Source organism: Pseudomonas sp. R38(2017) (assembly GCF_002112395.1).
Lineage (GTDB): Bacteria > Pseudomonadota > Gammaproteobacteria > Pseudomonadales > Pseudomonadaceae > Aquipseudomonas.
In genome coordinates this window covers 129,701-152,791 of record NZ_NEHN01000012.1, presented here as the reverse complement: position 1 = coordinate 152,791, position 23,091 = coordinate 129,701, and the positions used below count along the sequence as shown (strand labels likewise).

Below are 23,091 nucleotides of genomic sequence, written 5' to 3'. Positions count from 1 at the left end.
TGTGCAACCAGGCATTTCAGTCATATAGGAGCAGATCAGCATGAAAGAAATAGTCTGAAGAAACTGCACTTGGAATCCCTCTGGAAACCCGTTTTGATCATATATCCTGACCGTCGATTAGAATCCTTACGACAAGTAATAGCGGCGTTTCAGTCGTGCCTGTCTGTAGTCTGAGTTAATTAAGATCCAAAGTATGAAACAGAAGCACAGTGAACCTATTACATCCATGCTGAACTGATCAGCTTGAAAGACACCTCTGCGTTCCATCTGCTGAAGTTCCCAGTCAAGCGATCCTCCTATGTAAATCACTGCTATCACCACGGCCCACTGGACGATGTAGACTGAGCGGGAGACATTCAAAATTCGTCTTCGAAGCTTGACGAACCAATACTGACGCAACCACGTCTTTTTGAACGGTACCCGTTTCGAAAACGTTGAAATGACCGCTACGAGAAAAACAAAAAGTGCCACTGCCGACATCGCACCGAGCAAATGTTCAATAAGGCTCTGCTGTCCAAATCCTAGCTGCCAGAACAACTCGCCGAGTTCAACACTTAAGCGAAATCGACTCATTATTGCTAGCACGCCAGCACCTACACCTACGAACCCTGAAAACACAAAAAGTTTGATCGGAAATCCTGATCGACTCAACTATCGCACCTCATTAATTTTATAGTCAAATTTAAATACACGCGACTTACGAAATCACTGTCATTCTCGTGAAACGCTACGATCGGGATAGTGCTTCCGGTTTGAATTTTGTGCAAATTATTCACATACTTCACCCTGCCTATATCTCCTACGAAGACTTCTCATGTCAAGGACGGTGATTATCTGGGTCAAGGGATAGGAAGAAACTCAGATCGCAACAGCGCGCGATCTGATGGCCAGCTTCGCAGACATATCTCAGTGATTGAAAGCAAGACTTTCAGCGATATCGACCACCTGCTTCCGGTCATCTTTTTTCAGACAGTGAAAGCACTGGAGCAAATGCGCCGTCTCATCGTCCTCGCAGTAAAAGTACGGCACCGGGAAATTCAGAACAGCAGCGATCTGCTTCACGATGCTTTCACCAGGCTGGTGAACGCCCTTCTCGTACTGAGACATCCGCGCAGAAGCGGTGGCTGGCTCAATGCCCGCCTCTATCCCCAAACGCTCCTGTGAAAAACCTCTTATCTTGCGCGCCTCTTTCAACCGCTTGCCAAACGTACCCATTTTCTCATCGCCGAAAGGCTAAGAGATTCTTAGATTCGGGTTGAGCAGATACTAAGTATTCCTTAGTATTCGGTAGAAATATCCTTTTGCCCACCCCAAACGCAAGGACAGGGATCAAAATGAAGGAAATGCAAATCGTAGACGGGGGACTCGACGAAAAATCGCGAGGCTTCGGCGGCGACATGATCAGCTATCACTATTGGAAAGTTGATGGCAAAAAACACGAAAGGCTAGAAATCCCTGACGTTTTAGACGCACATGTAAAAGCCGGCGACCGGATCAGAGCGACGTATCAACCAGGCAAAGACAACGTCAACAGAATTTGGGCCATCCAGCTCGACAACGAGCTCGTCCGCACGGTCGTCAATGTCCCGTTTATTGCTGTCTCCCTGGGAAGGCTCAGCATCCTGCCTCTGATGGTCGCCATCTTTACGATCTTCGTTGCCTATGGTTTCTGGGAGAACAGCGCCAACCATCGGGGCTTCTATGGCTCGTCTTACCAATTGGGCTGGATCGCACTCAATTTGTTCGTCAGCTATCGCTACATGATCAAGCCAATGTTGATCATCACGCGCGGCATCAAGGCGTTTCGCGAATATTGCGTAAAGGCCTCTGCATCAGCCTCGATATCCAATTGAAACGAGCGCACAGCAGCACATATCCCTAGAACCATTAAAGTGAATCAGGTTGGGATGAGTCCAGACCAAGGTCTATGCGCATTTGGAAACAAGCGAAAGTCGAGGTAACCACTGACGCAGGCTTTCTCGGGGATTCAGGAGATTTTCATATTCGGCCTGAGAATGGCAGGTGTCTTGCCAAGCGCATCAGCAAACGCTTGGAGAGATTTCGTCGGTCATACCTCAGCGCATTATAATGCGCTAGAACCCAGAAAAAGAGGGAAGTTGGCGCATTATAATGCGCTGACTGAAGACGCATCACTTTCCAACGCCTTTTAAAAATGACGAAGACTATTGGTCTGATGGCTAGGATTTTTCAAAGTCTGAAGCGAATGCTTTGAAGGAGGTGCCTTTCATGGACTCAAAACAAAATCACGGCCAAGACTCAACGACGCCAGAACTTATCCGTCGCCTAGCCGAGCAGGTCTTTGGCAACAAAGCGCAAGCCGACCTCTGGCTCAACCAACCGATAGCTGGGCGCGGGGACGGTTCTCGGTTGCAAGCAGTTCAAGGTAAGCCAGGATACGAACTCGTGAAGGCTGAACTCGAAAGGCTCAGCCACGGATTTTCCTGTTAGCACGCCCCTCTCCAGCCTGAATTCAACTTGATTATTTTTGATCTCAAGTCGCACTGCCATGTTTAAGCGCTCAGGCCAGGCACGGGAACGCTCGACGCCGAGGCGTTGATAGAATTAAAGAGCTTTGGTATCGCATCTGGAAAACCACGAGCCCCCAAATGCACCAAAAACAGAGCGAACGACTTAAGTGGAAACAGATTCTCCGGCGCACGACCCTCATGGTGTGATCATGAAAATTACACCCCTTCTCGAAGGGCAGCTTTGGCAATTGGCTGTGAACACTCTAGGTGCTCAGAGCTTGGAGCAATTGGTGGCTGAACTGCTAAAGAGTCATGTTAAGACTCGCGCTGTGAACATGTATGGATTTCTACACGTCGAACGGCTTGGACAGGCAGCCTTAGAGTCTCTGCGCAAGGGCCAGCGCCGGGCGGGGGCTAACCCCGCGTTTATTGGAGAAGACCCGAGCACAGTCGCGATACTCCACTGCCATTCCAGTCACCTCTTGCGAGGTATCGTCCAAACTTTGTCTCCAGATCTATTGCCAGATCGTTTGCTTGAGTGGCGTCTACAACTCGATCTGGGAATCTGATTAAGTGAGCGCTTTCAGATCTATCTCAAAAACCTGCAAGTGATCATCAGTCTTAGCGCCCAGTCCCTCTGACGCGCAGGCATCGAGCTCACACAACCGACGTAGACCAATAGATGGCAATAGGCTATTTTTTTGCCATCAAGCACCGAGACCTTTCAGAGCGATCAGCTATCGTTTGGCGGCATCTGATCACGATTGAGATGTTCCGGCTTGCACCGCATCTCAGTCTTCAGCCTGGAAAGGACGACCATGATCTACCAATGCAACGGATGCCACAGAACAACTTTCGAGACAATCTGTCCTTGGTGCCATGGCTCCCAGATATCACCTCCCGCAGAGCTAAGGGCTCAACATTTGACACCACTCGACCCATCCTTCTACCCGGACTTTCAGTACCAGTCCAAGGGACTTATAAAAGACTTCTTGGGCAAGAAGAAAGAGCAGGCTCAGCTAAACGACCTGCTCAACAACGTGCTGAGAAAATACGCGCAGCTCAAGCAGCCCTACTTTACGAACTTCATCCACACTACCCGTGAAACCTCTTCCACCAGTAACGATGCCGGCGTACCAGGCCCTAGACTTGATGGTGTATACACCGAACGTGAGTTGTTTCGCGAGGTGCTTATCCGTAAGGGGTTCGATGAGCTTGAGGGCTTGCCCTCGCTACTGGACAAACTGCTTCTGACCACTGCCTTCAATTCAACATATCTTGGCTTTTCCAGAGAGCTCAGCCGCCACATTAAAGCCGACTTGGCTGAGACCCTTCGGTCATGGATCGATGAGGCTGGAACGACGTTCAGATCCGATCTCGCCCTGTTCTACTACTACCTCTGGGAGAACGATATTTCGTACCAGGGTGTGCAGTTCAACGCTCAATCGAACGCTACGGCCAACACTCCTTTGATTTCCTTGCCGGCTTTCCGCTCCGGGTTGAGTCTTTGCGAAGGTATCTACTTCGACATCCTCGTCGAGCGCTTGGGAAGTCAGCTTGAGCATTTCAACCCCAACCGGTTCATTACCATGTATTTGGTAGACGCAATGGACGGGTTCCAGTTCGAGGCGTTCCTGGTCGAGATATTCCAAACCATCGGCTTCGACGTTAAGGAAACCAAAAAGACCGCCGATCAAGGGGCCGATTTGTTCGTGAGTCGATTTGGCAAAAACATGGTGATCCAGGCCAAAAATTACACTGGCTCCGTTGGCAATGCCGCAGTTCAGCAAGCGATCTCTGCCAAGGCGTTCTACGGCTGTGACGAAGCCATGGTCGTCACCAATTCGTACTACACAAAGTCGGCCAAGGAACTCGCCACTACCGCCGGGGTACGCCTCGTTGATCGGGAGGGTCTGCAGACGTATTTGGACGACTACAACCAGAAGCTAATTGAGGTCTTCCAAGCTGAGGCAGAAGAAGATCGAGAATCACTGAATGTACGGTAACGTACGGATGCCATTGGTGAGTATGGCGATGCTGTAGAACACCCGAGTGGCGACCACGGGCTCAAAGTAGTTGATTTCCACTTCACCGTACTGCACCGCTTGGGATACCGTGAGGTCGTTGCTGGCCTCCAAAAACTATTTTGAAGACTTCGCTGGATCAGGGTATTGAGCGCCGCGAAGTCACCTCTCCATCGGTTCTAGAAGATATGCATCGACGAACTCCAGGGCGTGAACTGCGGAAACCAACTCACGTCCTTTGCAGCAGTACAAGCTACCTGTGGAAGTGAGTTGATCCCCCCCTTGGCTCGGAATCTAATCACCGAATGAAATCAATGCCTTCCATATAGGGTTTGAGCACCTCAGGAACCGTGATCGATCCATCCGCCTGCTGGTAATTTTCCAACACCGCCACAAGGGTGCGTCCTACCGCAAGGCCTGATCCGTTGAGGGTGTGTACGAGCTCTGGCTTTCCTGTTACCGGGTTACGCCAACGAGCTTGCATTCGCCGTGCTTGAAAATCACCGCAGTTAGAGCACGAGCTGATCTCGCGATACTTATCTTGGCTCGGTACCCAGACTTCCAGATCGAACGTCTTGACGGCACTAAACCCCATATCGCCTGTACAGAGAATCAAGACCCGGTAGGGCAATTCCAAAGCTTGGAGAACGCGTTCAGCACAGGCTGTCATCTCATCCAACGCCTGCATGGATTTCGAAGGCTCAACAACCTGAACCATCTCGACCTTGTCGAATTGGTGCTGCCGAATCATCCCACGCGTGTCACGGCCAGACGCGCCAGCTTCACTGCGAAAGCAGGGGCCATGCGCTACAAATTTCTTGGGCAACTCCTTGGCATCGAGAATCTGCCCTGCTGCCAAGTTGGTGAGCGGTACCTCTGAGGTAGGGATCAGGTAAAAATCTGCCTCACCCTCGCGAGTGATCTTGAAAAGATCCTCCTCGAACTTAGGGAGCTGGCCCGTGCCCTGCATCGCAGGTGCTTGCACCATGTAGGGCACGTAAGTTTCCTCATACCCATGTTCCGCGGTATGAAGGTTGATCATGAACTGCGCCAGAGCGCGATGCAGGCGCGCGATTGGGCCTCTCAATATCGAGAACCGCGCCCCGGATAACCGTGCAGCTGCTTCGAAGTCAATGCCACCGCTGCACTCTCCCAAAGCCACATGATCTTTGATTTCAAAATCAAACTGTCGCGGTGTTCCCCAGCGGCGCAGCTCTACGTTGTCATCTTCATCGCTTCCGATTGGAACGCTCTCATCCGGCAGATTTGGAATGGACAGAAGAAGCGTATCCATATCGGTTTGGATGCCATGGAGCGCAATTTTCCCTGCAGCCAGCTCGCTGTTGATGCGCTCAACATCCACCATCATTGAAGAGATGTCCTCTCCTCTGGCTTTAGCCTGCCCCGTCAACTTGGCGTTGGAGTTACGCTCAGCCTGGAGCTGTTCAGTGCGCGTTTGCAACGCTTTGCGCCGCTCCTCAAGCGACTGTACGTTCGCAACATCCAGGTGGAAACCCCGAGAGTGCAGACGATCCGCAACTGGTTGGATTTGGGCCCGTAGAAGTTTGGGATCGATCATAAAGTTTCGCCTTCAGGTTAGTGTGTTACAGATCGGGCTCGACGCTCATTGCATACAGCTCAGCGTCTATTGGTTTTGCAGATGGGTTCAGGTGCTTGATCGGGCGCTTAGGCGATCCGCCACGTCCTGAAGGTTGCTACGTAACAGCTGGGGATCGAGCATAGGGGAATCTCGGAGTGTCGGAGCACGTCGCTTCGCATAGGGCTGGGTTGATCGATGATTCGAACCAGATGTGAAACCGAGATCAGTTGCCCAGAGGCAACCCTAATTTGATCAAGGCATCCAGCCCCGTGGTGTCATGGACATGTGCGTAATCCTGTGGTGTCCACGTCGCAATTTCCGCCCGGAACGCCTCCACAGATTTAAAAGGCGTGGTGGCCACTGCATCGAGCATTCCGACGCGTTTGTTGCTCCACCGATCGACGTCATCCAGGCGAAGAAAGTAGGCATTGATATCTTGCGCATGAACAATTTCGGCATGAGCGTTCAGGCATAAAAACTCCCGTAGCAGCTGTAGAGCTGCGCCCTGCCCTCGCACAGCCTCTACCGCTTGTATGTAGTGGCTGGCACACAAGTGGAGCTCGTTGCGTGGATCAACCATTCACGATATCCGAAGTGAATAATGGAGGAGGTTTGGGAGAGCTTTCGCGAACCAGGACACAGGTAGGCATTAACGATCAGCGTGCTTTCCTGTATTCATTCAGCGCTTGAAAAGCCGGCATGCTCACATGCTTGCGAAAGCCTCTGCCAGCAAGTACGTACAGCGCATCCTCGCTTTCAAAAAAACACCCTTGGAAGTTTTTTTGAAATCCAGTAATGAAACTGTCGCGAGCTGCAGTTCGCCCTTCGCTGTCGAATACTGTCTCGTGGACAAACAGAACTGAAGGTTGCAAGCCGCGCTTTTGGACATCCCTTTCCTGAGTGTCAGGGAGCAAGACGTCCATGAGCATCCAGTTCCGGACGATACAAAACCGTTGCTCCGCAAACTCCTCCAGAGCCAATTTGATCAGCTCTTCATCCCCTAATCGCGATCCCCCTATCATCCTTGCAGGGCCATAAAGCACATCTTCAATCAGTTCAGTTTGCACACTGTTGCCTAATTCTTAAAAAATTCTGAATCCGCACGAAAACCTTCCAGGCAGCTGCTGGTCTTGCCTCGTGAGTACCCGGTAATCGGCACACCGAAATCGAATTTCTCTGCGTCCCGCACACATTATGGAAACCCCATTTCCCTACCGTTTTTACCTGCAAACGCCAACGAAGGCAGCATCAATGAACCCGGTCAAAACGATCTAAAGCGCCATTTTCATGCAGCCAGTGAGCAACAACGAAAGTCCCACCATCGATTATCGTGAAAAGGTCGTAGCCTGCTCTCCGACAACGATTGATGACTGGCAGAGCATGAAAGGGAAGTCCCTCCGGGTACTTTTTTGCCGGGTCGAAAAACAACAGACCTGTGATTTTTGGAGGTCGCTCCAAGGCGCAAAGCAAGTACCCGGCAACATCCGGATCTGCAATGGCTTTACGTGCTCTCTCAATGACACTGGGGTATCTGTGAAAGCGAAAATCACAGTGCTTGGCTCCATAGGTTTTTATCCAGTACATCCTGGCCCCCCTTATCAACTGGGTCAGATTTCAATCGTGAAATCCGGAATGAATCCTGTGTCTTCGCCGGGGTAACCGCGAGGATTTGAGATGATCCAGCCCCTGCCAATCTCCACATCAACAGCGCGATGTGCATGTTAAAAAATCCAAACGTCTGTCATCGGTAAAAGTGAATGCCACCGATTTGTGTCAGCCGCGCTGATATGACTGTCATGCTTGTCTCCCTCAACTTCTAGGATCAGACAATGGTGCGTAACAACGACCGTTGAACCCTCAAACGGATTAGCAAATTCATCGCTCAAGAAATTCATACGCACCTGGTTTCGCTCAATCACGTCTGCTGGACGTAGCCGTCGAAAGTTCTCCTCAGCTCTGATCACCTGGAAGTCGTTCATCCACAGTCGCAGATCACCATCGCTTCCACCGGGTCTCAGGCGGATGTGAAATCCGTCCAGACTGTTTAGACCAGAAAGCGTGTTTGGTTGCAGATCCAAACCTGATTTCCAGGGCTTGCACATGCGGCGCAGCGGCCTCTCGCATTCTGCGAAGCGTGTGGTCGATGCGGCCTTTGTAAAATTCGTGGTTGCCGCTGCAATAAATGACGGGATAGCTGAACGACTCGCTCGCCCATTACACACCTCGCGCTTGGACGTCCACGTCACCGGCCATCACGACGATGTCGCGTCTGTTTTAGCTGGTTCGAAGGTGGCGAAGCCGTTGTGCAATAGACCAACATTTTCATGACTCTGCCCCGCAGAGCTTGCTGGCAGCCCCGTTCGACGATTAAGCGATATATTGGTAGCCATTAGCTCAAGATGCTCGGTACCCGTCCGAACACAGAGATAGCCCAAATAGTTCCTTGTTTGACTATACGACATTGAGTGGAACTGAGCAAACCGGGCATACAGTCGTATTTTAGAGAATGGCCCAAATGCTCAGGCAATCAATCGCCGCTGCGCTGAGACACGTTCGTCGGCAACATAAGGTACTGCTGACCGATCTGGAAGAAGGCGTAACTGCTTCCCACCTCAGTCGCATTGAGCGCTCAGAACGTGGCGTTACTGTTGAAAAGCTAGATGAAATTGCTCGGCAGCTGGGCGTTCATCCTCTGTCCATTCTTGCTCTGGCATACGGTGCTGAGGAAGTCGTGCGTCCTACCGAGCTCCTGAAGCGTGTATCTAAAGAAGTGTCTGTCCTTGGCGGATTGATAGCCCCGCTCGCTGTTAAACCGGAAGACAGTCATTCCAGAGTCGCAGCTGCTGCTAAACGCCGTGAAGAAGTGCAACGTTTAAAGGCTGATGGGCTATCCAAGGCCGAGGTTGCTCGGGCGTTGGCTATATCGAAACAAACGGTGGCGAGACATTGGTAAATTGCTGAACTTGGCTCATCGGTTTACTTTCTTGCAAGGTTCAAGTTTGACATGCCCGCCAACCTCAAAGCCTTGGCAAGCCGGTACCCCAAGCGACCTGACTCATGCAGGAAACGCATCTCTCGCCGGAGATCCGTTGCCCCTGAGCGCACCTCCAGATCCACCGTTGAGACAAGCGGGTGAGATAGCGCTAGCCAGGCAACTGATCGCAGCATAGCAGTGGCCACCCTCGGGTGGCCTTTTTTATGGTTCATCACGGATTGCCGGGAAAGACGCTCTTGATCTTCAAGAAAAAGAACTCACTGTCTCGGTAACCGTAAGCCATCCGCTTGATGACTTTGATTCGATTGTTTCCCGCGACGGCGCGCTCAGATATCATTTTACGTCAGCTCGAACGCAGTGATATTCCAGCTTGGTATGCCTACTTAGCTCTACCTGAGGTAGTGCAGTACACCAGTTGGAGTATCGGCGGCCCGGATGATCTGCTGCCTATTTTTGATGCCATCGATCTTCAATCAGCATACTCCCCCCAGACGCTTAGCAATTATTCACGGCTCGCAGAATAGGCTAATCGGAACCATCGGCTTTCACTCTATCAATGAGGACAACGCCACGGCTGAATTCGCATTTGACTTAACGTCTGAATTTTGGGGTCGGGTATTGCCAGCTCTGTCTGTGCAAACGTCACTTAGTGGTCGTTCTGTACTTTTGATTTTATCTGCGTCCAAGGCACGGTTTTGCAAGGAAACCACGCCTCTGCACAGGTCTTACGAAACTGTGGCTTTCAACACGAAGGCCTTCTGAAATCTTATCGCAAAGTACGCGGCAACCCAGGCAACTTCGATATGTTTTCTCGGCTAGACAGCGATTGACACGCTAAAAGTATGCACGGAAGCGCTCGGCTGCCTTTTCGAAACTGCCCGTCTCGGCGACGGCGAAAAAGGCCTGTATCTGCTTAGCATCGAGTTTCATAGTTGCTCCCTTGTTAAGCGTTTCTAAGCCTTGCTGAAATTTTCTTCGGATTTCTTCAGTTTTTCTTCGCTTTGCTTGATCATAGATAGAAGTAGACAAGGCAGTGGAGTTAAGAGGCTCTGGTGTCTATTTTGTCTGCCTAACGCATCTTAGGAAATGGGATAATTTGTCTCAAGTCTAAGTTACATAACAACTAAGTGCGCCTGCGTGGTCAGGTATTGCGCCTAACCTAAGAGGGAAAATTCCGGACGTCAGCTCAGTCTTTCCAAACCGGAACGACGCTAGTTCGCGCCATACAAATGTTATTCACAGATGGTTGGTTAGTAAAATGAATATTCGTCTAGAAGCTTTAGCATTGGAAACATTGGAACAGCTATTGCTAGAGCGAGATGCGAGAAAGGATGATCAGCTTCTTAAACAGCTGCTTGCCGAGGAGTTCGTTGAGTTTGGATCTGCCGGTCAAAGCTGGACGAGAGCGCAGGTTATCGCTGGACTCAAAACTCAGATTTGGATCAAAAGAACAATCGAGGATTTTAAAGTCCGTGTACTTGCAGATGGTGTCGCGTTAGCAACTTACCGATGCATCCATCACCATAATAATGGGGATGAGCATTTATCGCTGCGTAGCTCCGTGTGGAAAACCTACGAAGAGGGCTGGCACATGGTCTTTCATCAGGGCACGAGGGTCTCCGACCAGATGTCGGTAACAACTCCAATTTTAATTAGCAGTACCTCAAACACGGGTTGATTCACTATGTCCTCGGGTCGAGTGACGGCTTTGGGTCGCTTGCTGCTGGTCTCAGTCACCAAGTGTGCTACTGAATGCAATGTGTCCCTACGTGAATAAGTGAATAACGGCGCTTTGAATGCTGCCTCACGCGATAATCCATCTGGAAACCATTGAGCGTGAAAGGCGGGGCGTATCGAGCGTGCCCAACGCCGAAACCGTCGTCGAGCATCGACCAAACCTACCGCGCCCGTCACCCGGTATTCGCCACCATGTTCCAGGGGGCCAGAGCGGCGACAGCGATTCGCTGTTCCAGAACCAGGACGCCGCCGGTCAAGGCGTGCAGATGCTCAGTGTGGTCGAAGACCAGAGCAATCTGGAAGCGCGTTACGAGCCTAACCACCCAGCCGCCGACGCCAAGGGTTACGTCTACTACCCGAACGTCAACGTGTTGGAAGAAATGGCCGACATGATTTCCGCGAGCCGTTCGTTCCAAACCAATGCCGAAATGATGAACACAGCCAAAACCATGATGCAGAAGACACTGACCCTCGGTCAGTGATAAGGGGCGACCGCCATGAGTGTTACCGATACCACCAGCAGCCTGAGCATGAAGGACATCCTGGCGAACTCGTCGAAAAAGACCAGTTCGACAGCCGAAGGCATCGCTTCGGCCACCCACAGCTCCACCGGCCGCCAGGCCCTGGGCAAGGATGCGTTCCTGAAACTGCTGGTCACCCAGCTGAAAAACCAGAACCCGCTCGATCCGCAGGACAACAGTGCTTTCGTGGCCCAGTTGGCGCAGTTCAGCAGCCTGGAGGGGATTACGACCCTCAACAGCACCGTCAGCTCGCTGGCCGGCAAATACAACTCGTCGCAGGCGCTGCAGGCGTTGTCGCTGGTTGGCCGTAACGTGATCGTGCAGACCAACTCGGTTCAGCTCGACAATCCAAGCAAAGGCTTGACCGGTTCGGTCACCGTTCCGTCGACGATTGCCGGCGGCACCGTCAGCATAACCGACAGCAGCGGAACGATTGTTCGCACCCTCAATCTGGGCAGTCGCGCCGCAGGCGCCGCGAGCTTCACCTGGGACGGCAAGGACAAGGACGGCAATCAGGTGAAGACCGGTACCTATACCGTCAAGGCCAATGCCTCAATCAATGGCAAGTCGACCGATATGGCGACTTACCTGCCGGCCACAGTCACCAGCGTGACCATCAGCCAGACCGGTGGCGAGCTGATGCTCAACCTGTCCGGTAAGGGCTCCGTTGCCCTGTCCAAAGTAAAAACCATTGGTATATAGAGCCGACTAACCGGCACAAAGGAGTGGAATATGTCTTTCAATATCGGCCTTAGCGGTCTCTATGCTGCCAACAAGCAACTGGACGTGACCGGCAACAACATCGCCAACGTCGCGACCGCCGGTTTCAAATCCTCCCGCGCGGAATTCGAAGACGTTTACTCGGCAACCCGCCTGGGCAGTGGCAGCAAGGTCATCGGCAACGGCGTGCGCTTGGCCAACGTTTCCCAGCAGTTCACCCAGGGCGACATCAACAACACCGGCAACGTGCTGGACATGGGGATTAACGGCTCCGGTTTCTTCACTCTGAGCAACAACGGTTCGGTGTCCTACACCCGTGCCGGTACGTTCAAGGTCGACAAGGACGGCTACATCACCAACACCGACCACACCTCGCGCCTGCAGGGTTACGGTGTGAATTCCAACGGCAAGATCATCAACGGCGTCCTGACCGACCTGAAGATCGATACCTCGAACCTGGCGCCGAAGACCACCTCGCTGGTGACGTCGACCATCAACCTGAACTCGACGGCTCCGGTGATCGATGACACCGTGGCGGCGGGCACGTTTGACCCGACCAATACCGCGACTTACACCAAGTCGTTCAGCACCCCGATCTATGACAGCCAGGGTAACCAGCACACCATGGATCAATACATGGTGAAAACCGGAGCCAACACCTGGAAGGTTTACACCCTGGTCGATGGTCGTAACCCGGATGCGACCGGCAGCGATCCGAAAGTCACCGCGCCCGTGGCTTCGACAATGTCGTTTGACTCCACTGGCAAGCTGACTCAGGTCAGCACTCCGCCAGGCGTGATCAGCAGCGACCTGAAACTCACAGGCTGGGTACCGGGCACCGTGACCAACGGTGTATGGACGGCTAACGGCGCGTCGGCCAACCCGGCCGGTATTACCATTTCCATGGCCAAGACCACTCAGTTCAACGCCGACACCGCTCGTTCGATTCCGACTCAGGACGGTTACGCCACCGGCAAGATCACCAACCTGACCATCGACGGCACCGGTACGCTGTTCGCCAACTTCAGCAACAACCAGAGCAAGGCCATCGGCCAGGTTGCCCTAGCCAGCTTCACCAACGAACAGGGCCTGCAGCCTGTGGGCGGCACGTCCTGGAAAGAGACATTCGCTTCGGGTATCCCAGGGTATGACGCGCCGAAAACCGGCACCCTCGGTTCGGTGGTGTCGAACTCGCTGGAAGCGTCGAACGTCAATCTGACCAACGAGCTAGTGGACCTGATCAAGGGGCAGAGCAACTATCAGGCGAACGCCAAGACCATTTCGACTCAGAGCACGATTATGCAGACCATTATTCAGATGATTTGAATCTGGTATTGAGCCCCTCTTTTTGAGGGGCTTTTACTAGCCCATATATGTTGAATCAAAATTTTATCACCAATCATTAAGAGGTTTTCCCGGTAGGCAAGTAGATGAATATTGATCTGGAATTAACACTGTAAATCTCTTACGCATAATCCTATTAATGTCGTTGAATCAATTGACAGCTTTAGATGCTATAGTTTTTTAGATTTGTTTTTTTGAATTTTTGGGCGCTTGTGCGGTTCTTGATTGCTCAATACACGTCGAGCAGCGTCTACAGCCCGTTCCGAAAGCGCCTCCAGGCGAGGAGATTGTGAAGACCATGCATGCCAATAGAGCTCAAGATCGATGAACTGTCCTGGCGAAACATCGACAAGCTCCTTCTTTTTTAGCATGTCATCTACTTGTGCCAGTGGAATCATTCCGTATCCAAGCCCCCTACGAATCGCTTTCAGTCTTGCTTGAGGAAGTGAAAGGTAATGGACAGGATAAACGTTAGAGTGCAACCCAAATCGAGAACGCAAAAAATCAGAATGCAATGTATCCTTACGTGAATACGCGAATACCGGCGCTTTGAATGCTGCTTCACGCGATAATCCATCTGGAAACCATTGAGCCTGAAAGGCAGGGGAGGCGACCAATACGTATCGCATCGAGCCCAGCGATTTTACAAAACAACCTCTCATAGGCAGAGCCTGCGTACCGATACATCCTATCACCTGACCGCTTTCTAACAGCGAATAAGTGTGATCTTGATCTTCGACGAGAATCTCGAGCAGAATTTTTTCATTGATAAAAATATCGGCTAACGCTGGAAAAAACCAAGTTGCCAATGTATCTCCGTTAACAGCCATCACCATCCTAAGATGCCCATCATCGTCACCGGAGATCTCATTGAGCAGCTCATCTTCGAGAACGGTTGCACGTCGAAGATAGTGCATCAGTTTTTTTCCGATAGGCGTTGATTCGCATGGGCGTCCGCGAATTATCACAGAACTTCCGAGACGAACCTCTAACGCATGAATACGTTGTGACACTGCCGACGGTGTGACACGTAGGCGCTCGGCTGCCTTTTCGAAACTACCTGTCTCGGCGACGGCGAAAAAGGCCTGCATTTGCTTAGCATCGAGTTTCATAGTTGCTCCCTTGTTAAGCGCTTCTAAGCTTTGCTGAAATTTTCTTCGGATTGCTTCAGTTTTTCTACGCTTTGCTTGATCATAGATTAAAGTAGACAGGGTAGGAAAGTTAAGAGGCTCCGGTGTCTATGTTATTGGCTTAACGCAAAGAACCCGTAGGTAATGGGCTAGTTTTCTCAAGCCTTAAGCAGAAATGCTAACTATTACCATCCGAATGGAGAGGTCCGCGCGGAAGGGATTTTTGCTTAGCTGAACCTCACATTGGGCCTGTAGAAGCTAACGGGAATTCGCAACTAAAAATACACTTTGATGTTACGCGTAATTAAGGACAAGTTCGATACCAGGGATTTTCTCAATCTTACTTAAATTGATAGTAGCTTACAGTCACTAAAAATGCCAAGACTATTTTGGAGATGTAAGCGACTATCATAAAGGGTCTAACTCTATGCAAAAATTTACTATACGAGGCCGTTTGATTCTTTTGGTTTGTGCATTACTGGCAGGTTGTGTCTTCATAAGCTATATAGGGATTCGCTCGCTAGAACTAAGTGTGGAGAGTTTTAATAGAGTCTATAAAGATCGTATCTTACCTATAAATGACCTAAAAAAGGTTTCTGATTTATTCTCAGTAAAGATTGTAAGCTCCAGTTATAAAGCCCTTAGTGGAAAGATACCCTTCTCTCAGGCTGAGCTTGATGTGAAAAACGCTGATCATCAGATAGATGAGCTTTGGGCTGCTTATATGAAAACTGAAATGACCCCAGAATTAAAGGAAGCGAGTGTTAGGTTAAATGCAGCGGAAGAAGCAGTTCAACAACCATTGGAACGGTTAAAGAAGATATTGGAACGTGGTGATGTTGTGAGCTTACGATCCTTTCTAGATGCTGAAATCTATCCTTTAGTGGAGCCAATAACCGAGCAATTGAACGATTTGATTGAAAATCAGTTAGATAGAGTTCGTTTAGAGTATGAGCAGACAGAAGACTTGTATGACTCAACACGTCTTGAGCTTATATCTATACTTTTAGCTGTCATCGTGATCGGCTCTATTTTTAGTTGCTTAATGATTCGCAGTATTTTGCGGCCGTTAACATCACTCAAAGAGGCTGCGGCTCGAGTAGCTTCTGGCGACCTTCGTGAACTTTTGCTAATACACGGCCGAGACGAGATAACCGAAGTTCAATGCTCGATCCAGCTAATGCAGGATACCTTGCGTGAAACACTGCAGGGTATTCAGTCGTCTGCTATTCAATTAGCGTCGGCAGCAGAAGAGTTGCACGCTTTGTCTGAGGGAACAGCAAAGGGCATCCACAGGCAGACCGAAGAAATGCAGTTAGCTGCTACAGCTGTTACAGAAATGTCTGCTGCAGTCGACGAGGTTTCTGATAATGCTAGCCGAACTTCTAATGCCTCCAGTTATGCAAAAGAGCTTGCAGATGAAGGAAAGGGCCAGGTTGTCTCCACCCGCCAGACCATTGATAAATTAACGGATCAATTGGAACAAACCACAAATACGGTATTCCGCCTGGCAGAAGAAGTTTCAAATATTGGAAAAGTTTCAGATGTTATCGGTTCAATTGCGGAGCAAACAAATTTACTCGCGCTAAATGCTGCGATTGAAGCGGCTAGAGCCGGGGAAGCAGGCCGCGGATTTTCTGTAGTTGCAGATGAAGTTCGTAATTTAGCGTCGCGTACCCAGAGCTCGACTCAAGAAATTGAGCGGATGATTGTGGGCATTAAGAATGTAACTCAGGAAGGTGTCGAAGAAATGCAACAAAGCGGTGAGTTCGCTGCGTGCAGTCAAAAAATGGTCGGCGAAGCTGATCTTGCTCTTACTCAGATTCTCGAAAGAATAACAGAGATAAATGAAATGAATATTGTGATTGCTAGCGCTGCAGAAGAGCAAGCAGCAGTTGCGCGAGAGGCAGATCGAAATTTAATTGCGATCCGTGATATCTCAGAAGAAAGTTCTTCAGGAGTAGAGCAAACAGCAATCGCAAGTGAACAGTTAGCACGATTGGCCATAAGCCTTAATGAACTGATTAGTAGATTTAAGATTTAAGCGGATTCACTGCTAACGACTTTAGGTTTTAGGTGAGTTATTTACTGAATTTAGAGAATCATCTGGATTCCTGTTCTCTTTGTTTTGTAAATGCGGCTCTCGGTTAAATTTCGCGTTGATATCCAATGACTTGCGGATTCCAAAGGAAGCTAGTTAAAGCATATTAACGCACTTTTATCACTTTGATTGTTGAAATATCGCCAATCAGAGGAGTGCGCATGAATTTTTCTTTTGAAACTTCATTGAAAGCTAGATTTAAATGGGTGGATGCGTGCGCTTTCGCGAATATTCCAGAACTAGAAGATGATTACCGTCAAGCTTTAATTGACGCATATCAGTTGGTGGAACAGCTCGCGCACTACGAGGCCTATAGTTATAGATTTTATGGTTATTCCGTGCCCCCTTTATTGCGTGACATAAGACCTTTAGCGAATTGCTATGCCCGAAAATATTTAGATCTTTATCTTCATTATAGTAAATTTCGCAAACAAGGTGCTGAAATATAATCATTTTTCCGTAAAACATAAACTGTTAATACGATTGATAAATCTATGATTGAGCCATATATATGACCAATAAGCTTAGAGTCGGTATTGTTTTTGGAGGTAAATCCACAGAGCATGAAGTATCTATACGTTCCGCTCAAGCCATTGCACAAGGGCTAGATCGTTCACGATATGTACCGATCCTAATTGAAGTCGATAAGTGCGGTCGATGGAGGATTAATGATCAACATGATGCTCTCCACAAGCAAGCGGGAAAATATTCAGCCAATGCGTCGATAGGCAGTGAAGAAATAGCTTTACTTCGAGGTATTAGCGGTGAGCAATTGGTTTCAAAGTTCGGAGCGAAATTCCCAAAAAATATAGATGTATTTTTTCCGATAGTGCATGGTACCTCTGGGGAGGACGGCTGCCTCCAAGGTTTGCTACGTGTTGCAGGCTTGCCGTTTGTGGGATCTGATGTTCTAGCATCTGCTATTTGTATGGATAAGGATGTCGCAAAACGGTTACTCCGTGATGCAGGCGTGCCCGTCACACCATTTATCACGATGAATCGTACAAATGCGAAGCGCACTTCTTTCGAGAGGGTAAAAGAAAAGCTAGGCATGCCTGTTTTTGTGAAACCCGCAAACCAGGGATCGTCTGTGGGGGTTCGTAGGGCTTCGGATCAGGACTCATTCTACGCAGCCGTAGATTTGGCTCTTCGGTTTGATCACAAAATATTGATTGAAGCTGCTGTTGTTGGCCGAGAGGTAGAATGTGCAGTATTAGGTAACGATAATCCCATAGTTAGCAGTTGTGGCGAGATTGTTATAGACAAAGAATTTTACACTTATGGCGCGAAATATCATGATCCTCAGACTAGGATATTGGTCCCCGCAAATATAAGCGCGGCAGTCGAGGCGCGTATCCAAAATATATCGTTGAGAGTATTTGAAACTCTTGGTTGTTCTGGCTTGGCGCGGATAGATTGCTTCCTAACTGAAAACGATGAAGTAATAGTTAATGAGGTGAATTCTTTGCCTGGATTTACTCCATCAAGTATGTATCCCGCATTGTGGGATAGAGAAGGTCTAGGATTTGAAAGTCTATTGAGTCATCTGATAGAGCTTGCTCTTGAGCGACATATAGAGCGCAATATGTTAACGACCGTTAATCCGATATGAATATATTTTTTTGAGCTTATTTATTTTGGTTAAGAATTTAACGCTAGTTACAAGTGGCCATGTTAACCTGATAGAATCAATGTAAGTGGGTATTTAAATAATGACCTATGATAAATATATTTTCTCTAACCTGAACTACGTTGCAGATCGGCTCGCGATGCGAGGATTTTCTTTAAATGTAACTCGACTTGAGGCCCTGAACATACGGGCAAAAACTATTAAACGCCATATAAGCGCATTACAGGCAGAAATCGCTGCATGTTCGAAACTGATTGATTGTGCCGCAGAACGTGGCGAGAATATTTTGGATTTGATATCGGACGTAGAGTGCACCACTAATGACCTAAGAAACTATAGGGCAGAGTTGAATGAGATTGACGCAGAAATAAGAGGAACTTTTTTGGATATCCCAAATTTACCAGACGAATCTGTACCTATAGGTGAGGACGATAACGAGAATATCGAGATTCGTCGTTGGGAGGTAATGAGGAATTCTGAATCTATATTTGCAGATTTCGCTTCATTTGACAAAATTCGAATTTACGAAGGATTGGTGAATCTAAATTTCAAAGGTCAACGTTGTATGAGTGAAGGATTTGCGCACCTTTGCCGTGCGCTTAAACGATTTATGATTGATCTTCATGTAGAAGAACACCAATGCATAGAGGTTTGTCTGCTTGGTGTTGAAAATTCTTTAACGTCACTTGAGGAAATACTTAAAGACAAAATTGATAAAGCTTTTTTGGAGATAAAAAAAGATGGATTCGATGAATCAGATCCTAAATCGTCTATTTTAAATTTATTTGCAGGGAATATTATTGCGCGTAATGCTCGGCAGCCTCTGAAGTTTGTGATAGATGTTCCTTGTACGATTTCTGAATTCAATAAATTTGCACCTGACACCAGTCTTCTTGTAAACGAAAACGTAGTGCTTGTGCAATTAATCGAGCCGGATAGATCGGTGGAGGCTTTGGAAGTCTTAACGGAAAATGTTGAGAGGGTGTTGCAGCTTCTAGAGTTGCCTTATAGAGTTGTAGAGTCGTGCACTGGCGCATTGAATCATACGACTGCAAAGTCTTATAAGGTGGAAGTGTGGTTGCCTAGTCAGTATAAATATATTGAAGTTGCAACTTGTTCCAACGATACAGATTTCCATACACGCCGAATGGAAGTTCGGTATTTAAATTCGATTACTGGAGAAGCAGAGTTATTACATAGCCTTAGTGCGACAGGGTTGCTACTAGGGCCAACGCTGATGGCAATCATAGAATATTATCGGAATAAAAACGGTTGCATAAACATCCCTTCTGCACTTAGACCATACATGTTCGGAGTCGAAGAGATAAGCTAAATGGTTATTATTTTTTGAGTAAATTTTAATCTATTCATTATCAAGCTTTTGGAGCATATATGCTTTATATAAGGATTGCAATATTGGTTGTATGGTTTCCTTTTTTTATCGCTGGTTGTGCGTACCAGAAAAAAGAAGATTATGTTTCTAAAAACTATTCGTTAAGCAGTGAAACAAATATCGCATCAGATCGTAATGACATGGATTTTAAATTCGGAAATATTTATGCTCAAGCTCTTGGTAAGAAACTCTCGGCGGAGGATTTTAGCAATGGATTAAACTCATGCATTTTATTTCAAGTTGAAAGTTATATGGCCCGCAGTGAGAATGTAAGAATACAGCTTTCGCTTGGATCAACTCAAGATGAAATAATTGATGAGTCAACGTATTTGTGTTTAGAGGCGAAGGGGTGGGCACTCTACGAGGAGGATGGTGGGCAAGTCGTAAGAGTCGACTCAATGGGGATACGTTATTCTGATATGCCTGAGTGGCAGCTAAAAATAGCACAGCACTTAATATTAAGTCAGCGCGAGTGGTACCTTCAATATGCTCCAGAAGTCTTAGAAGTTGGAGATTCTCTACAAAAATAACAGAAGATATATTTAACTTTCTTTAAACTCGCGGCAATTATTTTTTTGTATTTTAGATAAAAAACCTGCAAAGCTCTTTCGTTCTAATTAATATTATGAGCCGAGTCAAATAACGCATTAGTAGGCTTGCATGTGAGTGCAACTTTAATTTTTATACAGTTCCAAATTGCACGTAGCTGCTCTAGCTTTTCGATTTTTTCCTGCTCGCAAGGCCCCCACTTTTGAAATTCCCTGATGAATTCTGCCCTACATGCATATAAATTTACATGCCTAAAAAAACTTACTCCCTCGGGAATAGAGTCACGGATTATGTCGAATTGTTCGAGTGCCCATGGTAAAACTGATCGACTAAATGTAATCGCAAAGCCATGGATATCAGTTGTAACTTTTACCACCTTATGGTTAAACAGTGTTTTTACATCTTCGATGGGTTCTGCCAACGTCGCAACTGATGCGTCACTGTTCGCAATTAGATTAGCTACGACTTGGTCAATTAGGATTGACGGATTGTATGGAGTGTCTGCTTGCATATATACGATGAGTTCGTCTGGTTGAATTTCTAGTAGCTCAATAACCTCTGCTAGTATTTCAAAACCACAATTGTGATCCTTGAAAGTCATGACTACTTCTGCACCAAATTCTGCGCAAGTCTGTAGTACTCTCTCATTATCGGTCGCGACGATGATTCGTTCGGCGTTACTTTTACGAGCTTGGTCCCAAACTACCTGTATTAGTGGTTTGTTACCCATCATGAGCAATGGTTTCCCTATCAGTTGATTAGATTCGTATCTGGCGGGAATGATTATCGTGAATGGCCTATTCATATCTACTCCTGGATGTATTGGATAGTTTCACAGCGGCAAAAAAGTAATCGCATCAAAGGTTATTTTTTTTGGTCTTTCCCCATTTGATCTAGATCAAAAAACGAGATAGTTGTGGCAATTGTTTCTACTCGCAGATCGAATCTTGATTAAGAATTGTTTGTTGGCCATGAAAAAAATTTATTTTTAATTCACATTAAACAGGATCTGGTTAATTATATTATTTGTCGATACGCTTCAGAGTTCGTGAGCTGAAACGATGGAGAGCAGGACATTATGATGGAATAGGAACTTTTTAATGTTATTGAATTTGTTTCTTGCGGGTATTGGATTTTTGATCGTGGCACTTATAGCGTTCCTTATTATACATATGCTATGAGCACGGTAATTTATTGTACACGTTTTTTACTAGGCATCTAGGCATCTAGGCATCTAGGCATCTAGGCATCTAGGCATCTAGGCATCTAGGCATCTAGGCATTAAATTATGCTTATTCCGTGAGGACTGGGGGAATCATGTTAGTGTTTTCTAGAAAGTTAGGTGAAATGATGGTGATTGGTGAGGACATTACTATAACTATTGCTCAAGTCGATGAACGACGTGGTCAAGTACGATTGGGGGTTGAGGCTCCGCCTACCGTATTAGTTCATCGGGAAGAAGTTTACGCTCAGCTCAGAAAATCGAAGGCAATAAAAACGTCAATAACCATTAAGCGCAAGAAAAAGCTTATCCAGTAATTTATATTTTTAACGATTTTTAATCGTTGAGCTGATTTTTCTTATCCAGACTGTATGTTAAATCTAAGTAAACTCTCCACGGAATTTGGATGCAAAACTGATGAATGATTATCACCCTTTGAGCTTAGAGTATATTGGGCAATTCAGGTTAAGTCATGAGGCTTCAGCATGCCTTAAAGCGTCTTTAATGGAGCTACGGACATTGCGCTTATCAATCCGTTACGAGCAATATTCGGCTGAGGTGGTATGCCGCATAACCTCTTCTTTGGACGTTCATTCTCTTTCTATAGCATTTGGTGAGGCGCGTGGTTTTGTGAAAGGCTTGTCGATAATCAAGCCTTTCAAAACATATGAATGTGATCCATTACTGCGTATTTTTGTTAATGCTGTGGAAAAAATGCATAACTTGCTTGACGGTGTTTGAAGCAAACTTTTCTTAGGTAGATAAGTGTAAGTAAATTTTGATTTTTAGATTTTATTATCACATTAGATATTGGCTCACTGTTTCTAATTTTGTATTTTATTTCGGGGTTTAACATGAGTGGAGACGGATTTAAAATTAGAAAGGCGAATAGCGGTGATGCGGAAATTTTAGGCCTGGTAGGCCCGGCTGCCTACGCAGCAGCATACAGTTATTTGTGGATGGATTGTGTGTCACTGGTAAATCAACTGCAAACATTCAGTTGTGCAGCCTTTAATCAACTGCTTCGAAGAGAAGACTGTCAAATTTTGGTGGCTGTCAAGGAAGGTATTGTTGTTGGATTTATAGTTACTATATGTCACTCACGAGATCCGATTACCCTTGAGCCGGGTGGAGCAGAAATTTCCAGAATATACATATTGCCAGGTTGTCAGGGGCAGCAGATCGGTCTACGGCTTTTAGAAGCATCAACCGAGATATTAATGGCGCAGGGCTTTAAATATGTATGGTTAGATGTAATGGCTTCAGCAGAACTCGCTAAAAAGGCTTATATGCAATGGGGGTTCATTGAAATAGGAACTAGAATTTATTCGCGTCTAGTAAAAACAGAGTTCAGCGAAATGATAGTATTCAAGAGGGAGCTAAACTAGAAGTATCGAACACTTTGGCATGCTTAGTGGTTTGTGATTAACCTAATAATGTCTGCTGTTAGTTTTTTCTTGAACCAGATAATTTATCGAGCAGGCTATTTTTTATAATTATTTTTTGGAAGAACTGGAGGCAGTGTAATGTATGTATTTGATTGTATAGATTTAACCTTGACAGTTTCTTTGTTTTTAATGCTCGTTTGGATTTTTATTGGTTGGGCATTCTTAATGTTTTGCTTGGCAAAAATAAT

General features: G+C 47.3%; 25 protein-coding genes and 3 pseudogenes. 17 read left to right on the top strand and 11 right to left on the bottom strand.

All coding sequences use genetic code 11. The annotated features are described in order from the left end of the window. Positions 1–126 precede the first annotated feature (126 nt). Together CAF87_RS26115 and CAF87_RS26110 are read right to left on the bottom strand one after the other, a co-directional pair. Positions 127–651 (bottom strand): hypothetical protein, encoded by a 525-nt coding sequence (locus CAF87_RS26115; protein WP_139831689.1) that lies wholly within the window; start codon positions 649–651, stop codon positions 127–129. Between the two features lie 255 nt (positions 652–906). Beyond that, complete coding sequence (locus CAF87_RS26110) at positions 907–1,215, bottom strand: helix-turn-helix domain-containing protein (RefSeq protein ID WP_085730078.1); 309 nt, start codon at positions 1,213–1,215, stop codon at positions 907–909. 119 nt (positions 1,216–1,334) lie between these two features. Between CAF87_RS26110 and CAF87_RS26105 the strand changes: the two genes are divergently transcribed. From CAF87_RS26105 to CAF87_RS26090, 3 genes are all read left to right on the top strand, one after another. Beyond that, the gene (locus tag CAF87_RS26105; RefSeq protein WP_085730077.1) at positions 1,335–1,853 is read left to right on the top strand and encodes a hypothetical protein; all 519 of its coding nucleotides are present in this window, start codon (positions 1,335–1,337) and stop codon (positions 1,851–1,853) included. 394 nt (positions 1,854–2,247) lie between these two features. Further along, entirely contained in the window at positions 2,248–2,469 is a 222-nt protein-coding gene (locus CAF87_RS26100) for an antitoxin Xre/MbcA/ParS toxin-binding domain-containing protein (protein ID WP_085730076.1), read from the top strand. A gap of 838 nt (positions 2,470–3,307) precedes the next feature. Then, entirely contained in the window at positions 3,308–4,495 is a 1,188-nt protein-coding gene (locus CAF87_RS26090) for a restriction endonuclease (RefSeq protein ID WP_085730074.1), read from the top strand. Here CAF87_RS26090 and CAF87_RS29360 read toward each other — a convergent pair. The 6 genes from CAF87_RS29360 to CAF87_RS29800 form a co-directional block, all read right to left on the bottom strand. After that, complete coding sequence (locus tag CAF87_RS29360; protein WP_170929656.1) at positions 4,478–4,627, bottom strand: hypothetical protein; 150 nt, start codon at positions 4,625–4,627, stop codon at positions 4,478–4,480. The two genes, CAF87_RS26090 and CAF87_RS29360, sit on opposite strands and share 18 nt — an antisense overlap. 184 nt (positions 4,628–4,811) lie before the next feature. Then, a complete protein-coding gene (serS, locus tag CAF87_RS26080) occupies positions 4,812–6,092 on the bottom strand; it encodes a serine--tRNA ligase (protein WP_085730073.1) in 1,281 nt (426 codons plus the stop codon). Between the two features lie 244 nt (positions 6,093–6,336). Beyond that, positions 6,337–6,693, bottom strand: coding sequence for a hypothetical protein (locus tag CAF87_RS29570; RefSeq protein WP_256575901.1), 357 nt, complete (start codon positions 6,691–6,693; stop codon positions 6,337–6,339). 76 nt (positions 6,694–6,769) lie between these two features. Further along, the gene (locus CAF87_RS26070) at positions 6,770–7,180 is read right to left on the bottom strand and encodes a hypothetical protein (protein WP_085730072.1); all 411 of its coding nucleotides are present in this window, start codon (positions 7,178–7,180) and stop codon (positions 6,770–6,772) included. 181 nt (positions 7,181–7,361) lie between these two features. Continuing rightward, a complete protein-coding gene (locus CAF87_RS29130) occupies positions 7,362–7,697 on the bottom strand; it encodes a hypothetical protein (RefSeq protein ID WP_139831688.1) in 336 nt (111 codons plus the stop codon). 137 nt (positions 7,698–7,834) lie between these two features. Beyond that, positions 7,835–8,191: a hypothetical protein gene (locus CAF87_RS29800; protein ID WP_371850992.1), complete on the bottom strand. Its 357-nt coding sequence runs from the start codon at positions 8,189–8,191 to the stop codon at positions 7,835–7,837. A gap of 437 nt (positions 8,192–8,628) precedes the next feature. Between CAF87_RS29800 and CAF87_RS26060 the strand changes: the two genes are divergently transcribed. Then, positions 8,629–9,066: a transcriptional regulator gene (locus CAF87_RS26060; RefSeq protein WP_085730120.1), complete on the top strand. Its 438-nt coding sequence runs from the start codon at positions 8,629–8,631 to the stop codon at positions 9,064–9,066. Positions 9,067–9,319: 253 nt separating this feature from the next. Here the strand turns inward: CAF87_RS26060 and CAF87_RS29125 are convergent. Then, positions 9,320–9,418 (bottom strand): annotated as a pseudogene (locus CAF87_RS29125) (transposase); the annotation flags it as partial. 948 nt (positions 9,419–10,366) lie between these two features. On the opposite strand from CAF87_RS29125, the gene CAF87_RS26050 reads away from it, so the two are divergent. The 4 genes and pseudogenes from CAF87_RS26050 (at position 10,367) to flgE (ending at position 13,412) form a co-directional block, all read left to right on the top strand. Then, on the top strand, positions 10,367–10,786 hold the full coding sequence (locus CAF87_RS26050; RefSeq protein WP_085730071.1) for a DUF4440 domain-containing protein: 420 nt from the start codon (positions 10,367–10,369) through the stop codon (positions 10,784–10,786). A gap of 175 nt (positions 10,787–10,961) precedes the next feature. Continuing rightward, a pseudogene (gene flgC / locus CAF87_RS26045) lies at positions 10,962–11,327 on the top strand (flagellar basal body rod protein FlgC); the annotation flags it as partial. Positions 11,328–11,342: 15 nt separating this feature from the next. Further along, positions 11,343–12,068: a flagellar hook assembly protein FlgD gene (gene flgD / locus CAF87_RS26040; protein ID WP_085730070.1), complete on the top strand. Its 726-nt coding sequence runs from the start codon at positions 11,343–11,345 to the stop codon at positions 12,066–12,068. A gap of 30 nt (positions 12,069–12,098) precedes the next feature. Continuing rightward, entirely contained in the window at positions 12,099–13,412 is a 1,314-nt protein-coding gene (gene flgE / locus CAF87_RS26035) for a flagellar hook protein FlgE (protein WP_085730069.1), read from the top strand. Positions 13,413–13,600: 188 nt separating this feature from the next. On the opposite strand, the gene argP is transcribed toward flgE, so the two are convergent. Continuing rightward, on the bottom strand, positions 13,601–14,542 hold the full coding sequence (argP, locus tag CAF87_RS26030) for an HTH-type transcriptional regulator ArgP (RefSeq protein WP_085730068.1): 942 nt from the start codon (positions 14,540–14,542) through the stop codon (positions 13,601–13,603). Positions 14,543–14,987: 445 nt separating this feature from the next. On the opposite strand from argP, the pseudogene CAF87_RS29795 reads away from it, so the two are divergent. The 6 genes and pseudogenes from CAF87_RS29795 to CAF87_RS26010 all read left to right on the top strand — a co-directional run. After that, positions 14,988–15,749, top strand: a pseudogene (locus tag CAF87_RS29795) (MCP four helix bundle domain-containing protein); the annotation flags it as partial. Next, positions 15,741–16,604, top strand: a complete 864-nt coding sequence (locus CAF87_RS29790) for a methyl-accepting chemotaxis protein (protein WP_371850993.1) — start codon at positions 15,741–15,743, stop codon at positions 16,602–16,604. The pseudogene CAF87_RS29795 and the gene CAF87_RS29790, both read left to right, overlap by 9 nt. A gap of 218 nt (positions 16,605–16,822) precedes the next feature. Then, a complete protein-coding gene (locus CAF87_RS29120; protein ID WP_139831687.1) occupies positions 16,823–17,110 on the top strand; it encodes a hypothetical protein in 288 nt (95 codons plus the stop codon). 62 nt (positions 17,111–17,172) lie between these two features. Beyond that, on the top strand, positions 17,173–18,273 hold the full coding sequence (gene ddlA, locus CAF87_RS26020) for a D-alanine--D-alanine ligase (RefSeq protein ID WP_085730066.1): 1,101 nt from the start codon (positions 17,173–17,175) through the stop codon (positions 18,271–18,273). A 100-nt stretch (positions 18,274–18,373) separates the two neighbouring features. Beyond that, entirely contained in the window at positions 18,374–19,624 is a 1,251-nt protein-coding gene (locus CAF87_RS26015) for an aminoacyl--tRNA ligase-related protein (RefSeq protein ID WP_085730065.1), read from the top strand. A gap of 83 nt (positions 19,625–19,707) precedes the next feature. Then, positions 19,708–20,214 carry a hypothetical protein gene (locus CAF87_RS26010; RefSeq protein WP_139831686.1) on the top strand — a complete coding sequence of 169 codons (507 nt, stop codon included), beginning with the start codon at positions 19,708–19,710 and terminating at the stop codon, positions 20,212–20,214. A gap of 83 nt (positions 20,215–20,297) precedes the next feature. On the opposite strand, the gene kdsB is transcribed toward CAF87_RS26010, so the two are convergent. Beyond that, entirely contained in the window at positions 20,298–21,038 is a 741-nt protein-coding gene (gene kdsB / locus CAF87_RS26005; RefSeq protein ID WP_085730063.1) for a 3-deoxy-manno-octulosonate cytidylyltransferase, read from the bottom strand. A gap of 512 nt (positions 21,039–21,550) precedes the next feature. Here kdsB and CAF87_RS26000 point away from each other — a divergent pair. The 3 genes from CAF87_RS26000 (at position 21,551) to CAF87_RS25995 (ending at position 22,843) form a co-directional block, all read left to right on the top strand. Next, entirely contained in the window at positions 21,551–21,772 is a 222-nt protein-coding gene (locus CAF87_RS26000; RefSeq protein ID WP_085730062.1) for a carbon storage regulator, read from the top strand. Positions 21,773–21,872: 100 nt separating this feature from the next. Then, positions 21,873–22,196 (top strand): hypothetical protein, encoded by a 324-nt coding sequence (locus CAF87_RS29115; RefSeq protein WP_139831685.1) that lies wholly within the window; start codon positions 21,873–21,875, stop codon positions 22,194–22,196. Positions 22,197–22,309: 113 nt separating this feature from the next. Then, positions 22,310–22,843, top strand: a complete 534-nt coding sequence (locus tag CAF87_RS25995) for a GNAT family N-acetyltransferase (RefSeq protein WP_085730061.1) — start codon at positions 22,310–22,312, stop codon at positions 22,841–22,843. The last annotated feature ends 248 nt before the right edge of the window (positions 22,844–23,091 follow it).

Excerpts from the sequence above, each read along its gene's own strand:
- CAF87_RS26015 (WP_085730065.1), top strand. The coding sequence starts at position 18,374 with ATGACCTATGATAAATATATTTTCTCTAACCTGAACTACGTTGCAGAT.
- argP (WP_085730068.1), bottom strand. The coding sequence starts at position 14,542 with ATGAAACTCGATGCTAAGCAAATGCAGGCCTTTTTCGCCGTCGCCGAG.
- CAF87_RS29570 (WP_256575901.1), bottom strand. The coding sequence starts at position 6,693 with ATGGTTGATCCACGCAACGAGCTCCACTTGTGTGCCAGCCACTACATA.
- CAF87_RS29790 (WP_371850993.1), top strand. The coding sequence starts at position 15,741 with ATGCAGGATACCTTGCGTGAAACACTGCAGGGTATTCAGTCGTCTGCT.
- CAF87_RS26050 (WP_085730071.1), top strand. The coding sequence starts at position 10,367 with ATGAATATTCGTCTAGAAGCTTTAGCATTGGAAACATTGGAACAGCTA.
- CAF87_RS29115 (WP_139831685.1), top strand. The coding sequence starts at position 21,873 with ATGAATGATTATCACCCTTTGAGCTTAGAGTATATTGGGCAATTCAGG.
- kdsB (WP_085730063.1), bottom strand. The coding sequence starts at position 21,038 with ATGAATAGGCCATTCACGATAATCATTCCCGCCAGATACGAATCTAAT.
- CAF87_RS29130 (WP_139831688.1), bottom strand. The coding sequence starts at position 7,697 with ATGTACTGGATAAAAACCTATGGAGCCAAGCACTGTGATTTTCGCTTT.
- flgE (WP_085730069.1), top strand. The coding sequence starts at position 12,099 with ATGTCTTTCAATATCGGCCTTAGCGGTCTCTATGCTGCCAACAAGCAA.
- flgD (WP_085730070.1), top strand. The coding sequence starts at position 11,343 with ATGAGTGTTACCGATACCACCAGCAGCCTGAGCATGAAGGACATCCTG.
- CAF87_RS29120 (WP_139831687.1), top strand. The coding sequence starts at position 16,823 with ATGAATTTTTCTTTTGAAACTTCATTGAAAGCTAGATTTAAATGGGTG.
- CAF87_RS26100 (WP_085730076.1), top strand. The coding sequence starts at position 2,248 with ATGGACTCAAAACAAAATCACGGCCAAGACTCAACGACGCCAGAACTT.
- CAF87_RS26090 (WP_085730074.1), top strand. The coding sequence starts at position 3,308 with ATGATCTACCAATGCAACGGATGCCACAGAACAACTTTCGAGACAATC.
- ddlA (WP_085730066.1), top strand. The coding sequence starts at position 17,173 with ATGACCAATAAGCTTAGAGTCGGTATTGTTTTTGGAGGTAAATCCACA.
- CAF87_RS26060 (WP_085730120.1), top strand. The coding sequence starts at position 8,629 with ATGCTCAGGCAATCAATCGCCGCTGCGCTGAGACACGTTCGTCGGCAA.
- CAF87_RS25995 (WP_085730061.1), top strand. The coding sequence starts at position 22,310 with ATGAGTGGAGACGGATTTAAAATTAGAAAGGCGAATAGCGGTGATGCG.
- CAF87_RS26110 (WP_085730078.1), bottom strand. The coding sequence starts at position 1,215 with ATGGGTACGTTTGGCAAGCGGTTGAAAGAGGCGCGCAAGATAAGAGGT.
- CAF87_RS26105 (WP_085730077.1), top strand. The coding sequence starts at position 1,335 with ATGAAGGAAATGCAAATCGTAGACGGGGGACTCGACGAAAAATCGCGA.
- CAF87_RS26000 (WP_085730062.1), top strand. The coding sequence starts at position 21,551 with ATGTTAGTGTTTTCTAGAAAGTTAGGTGAAATGATGGTGATTGGTGAG.
- serS (WP_085730073.1), bottom strand. The coding sequence starts at position 6,092 with ATGATCGATCCCAAACTTCTACGGGCCCAAATCCAACCAGTTGCGGAT.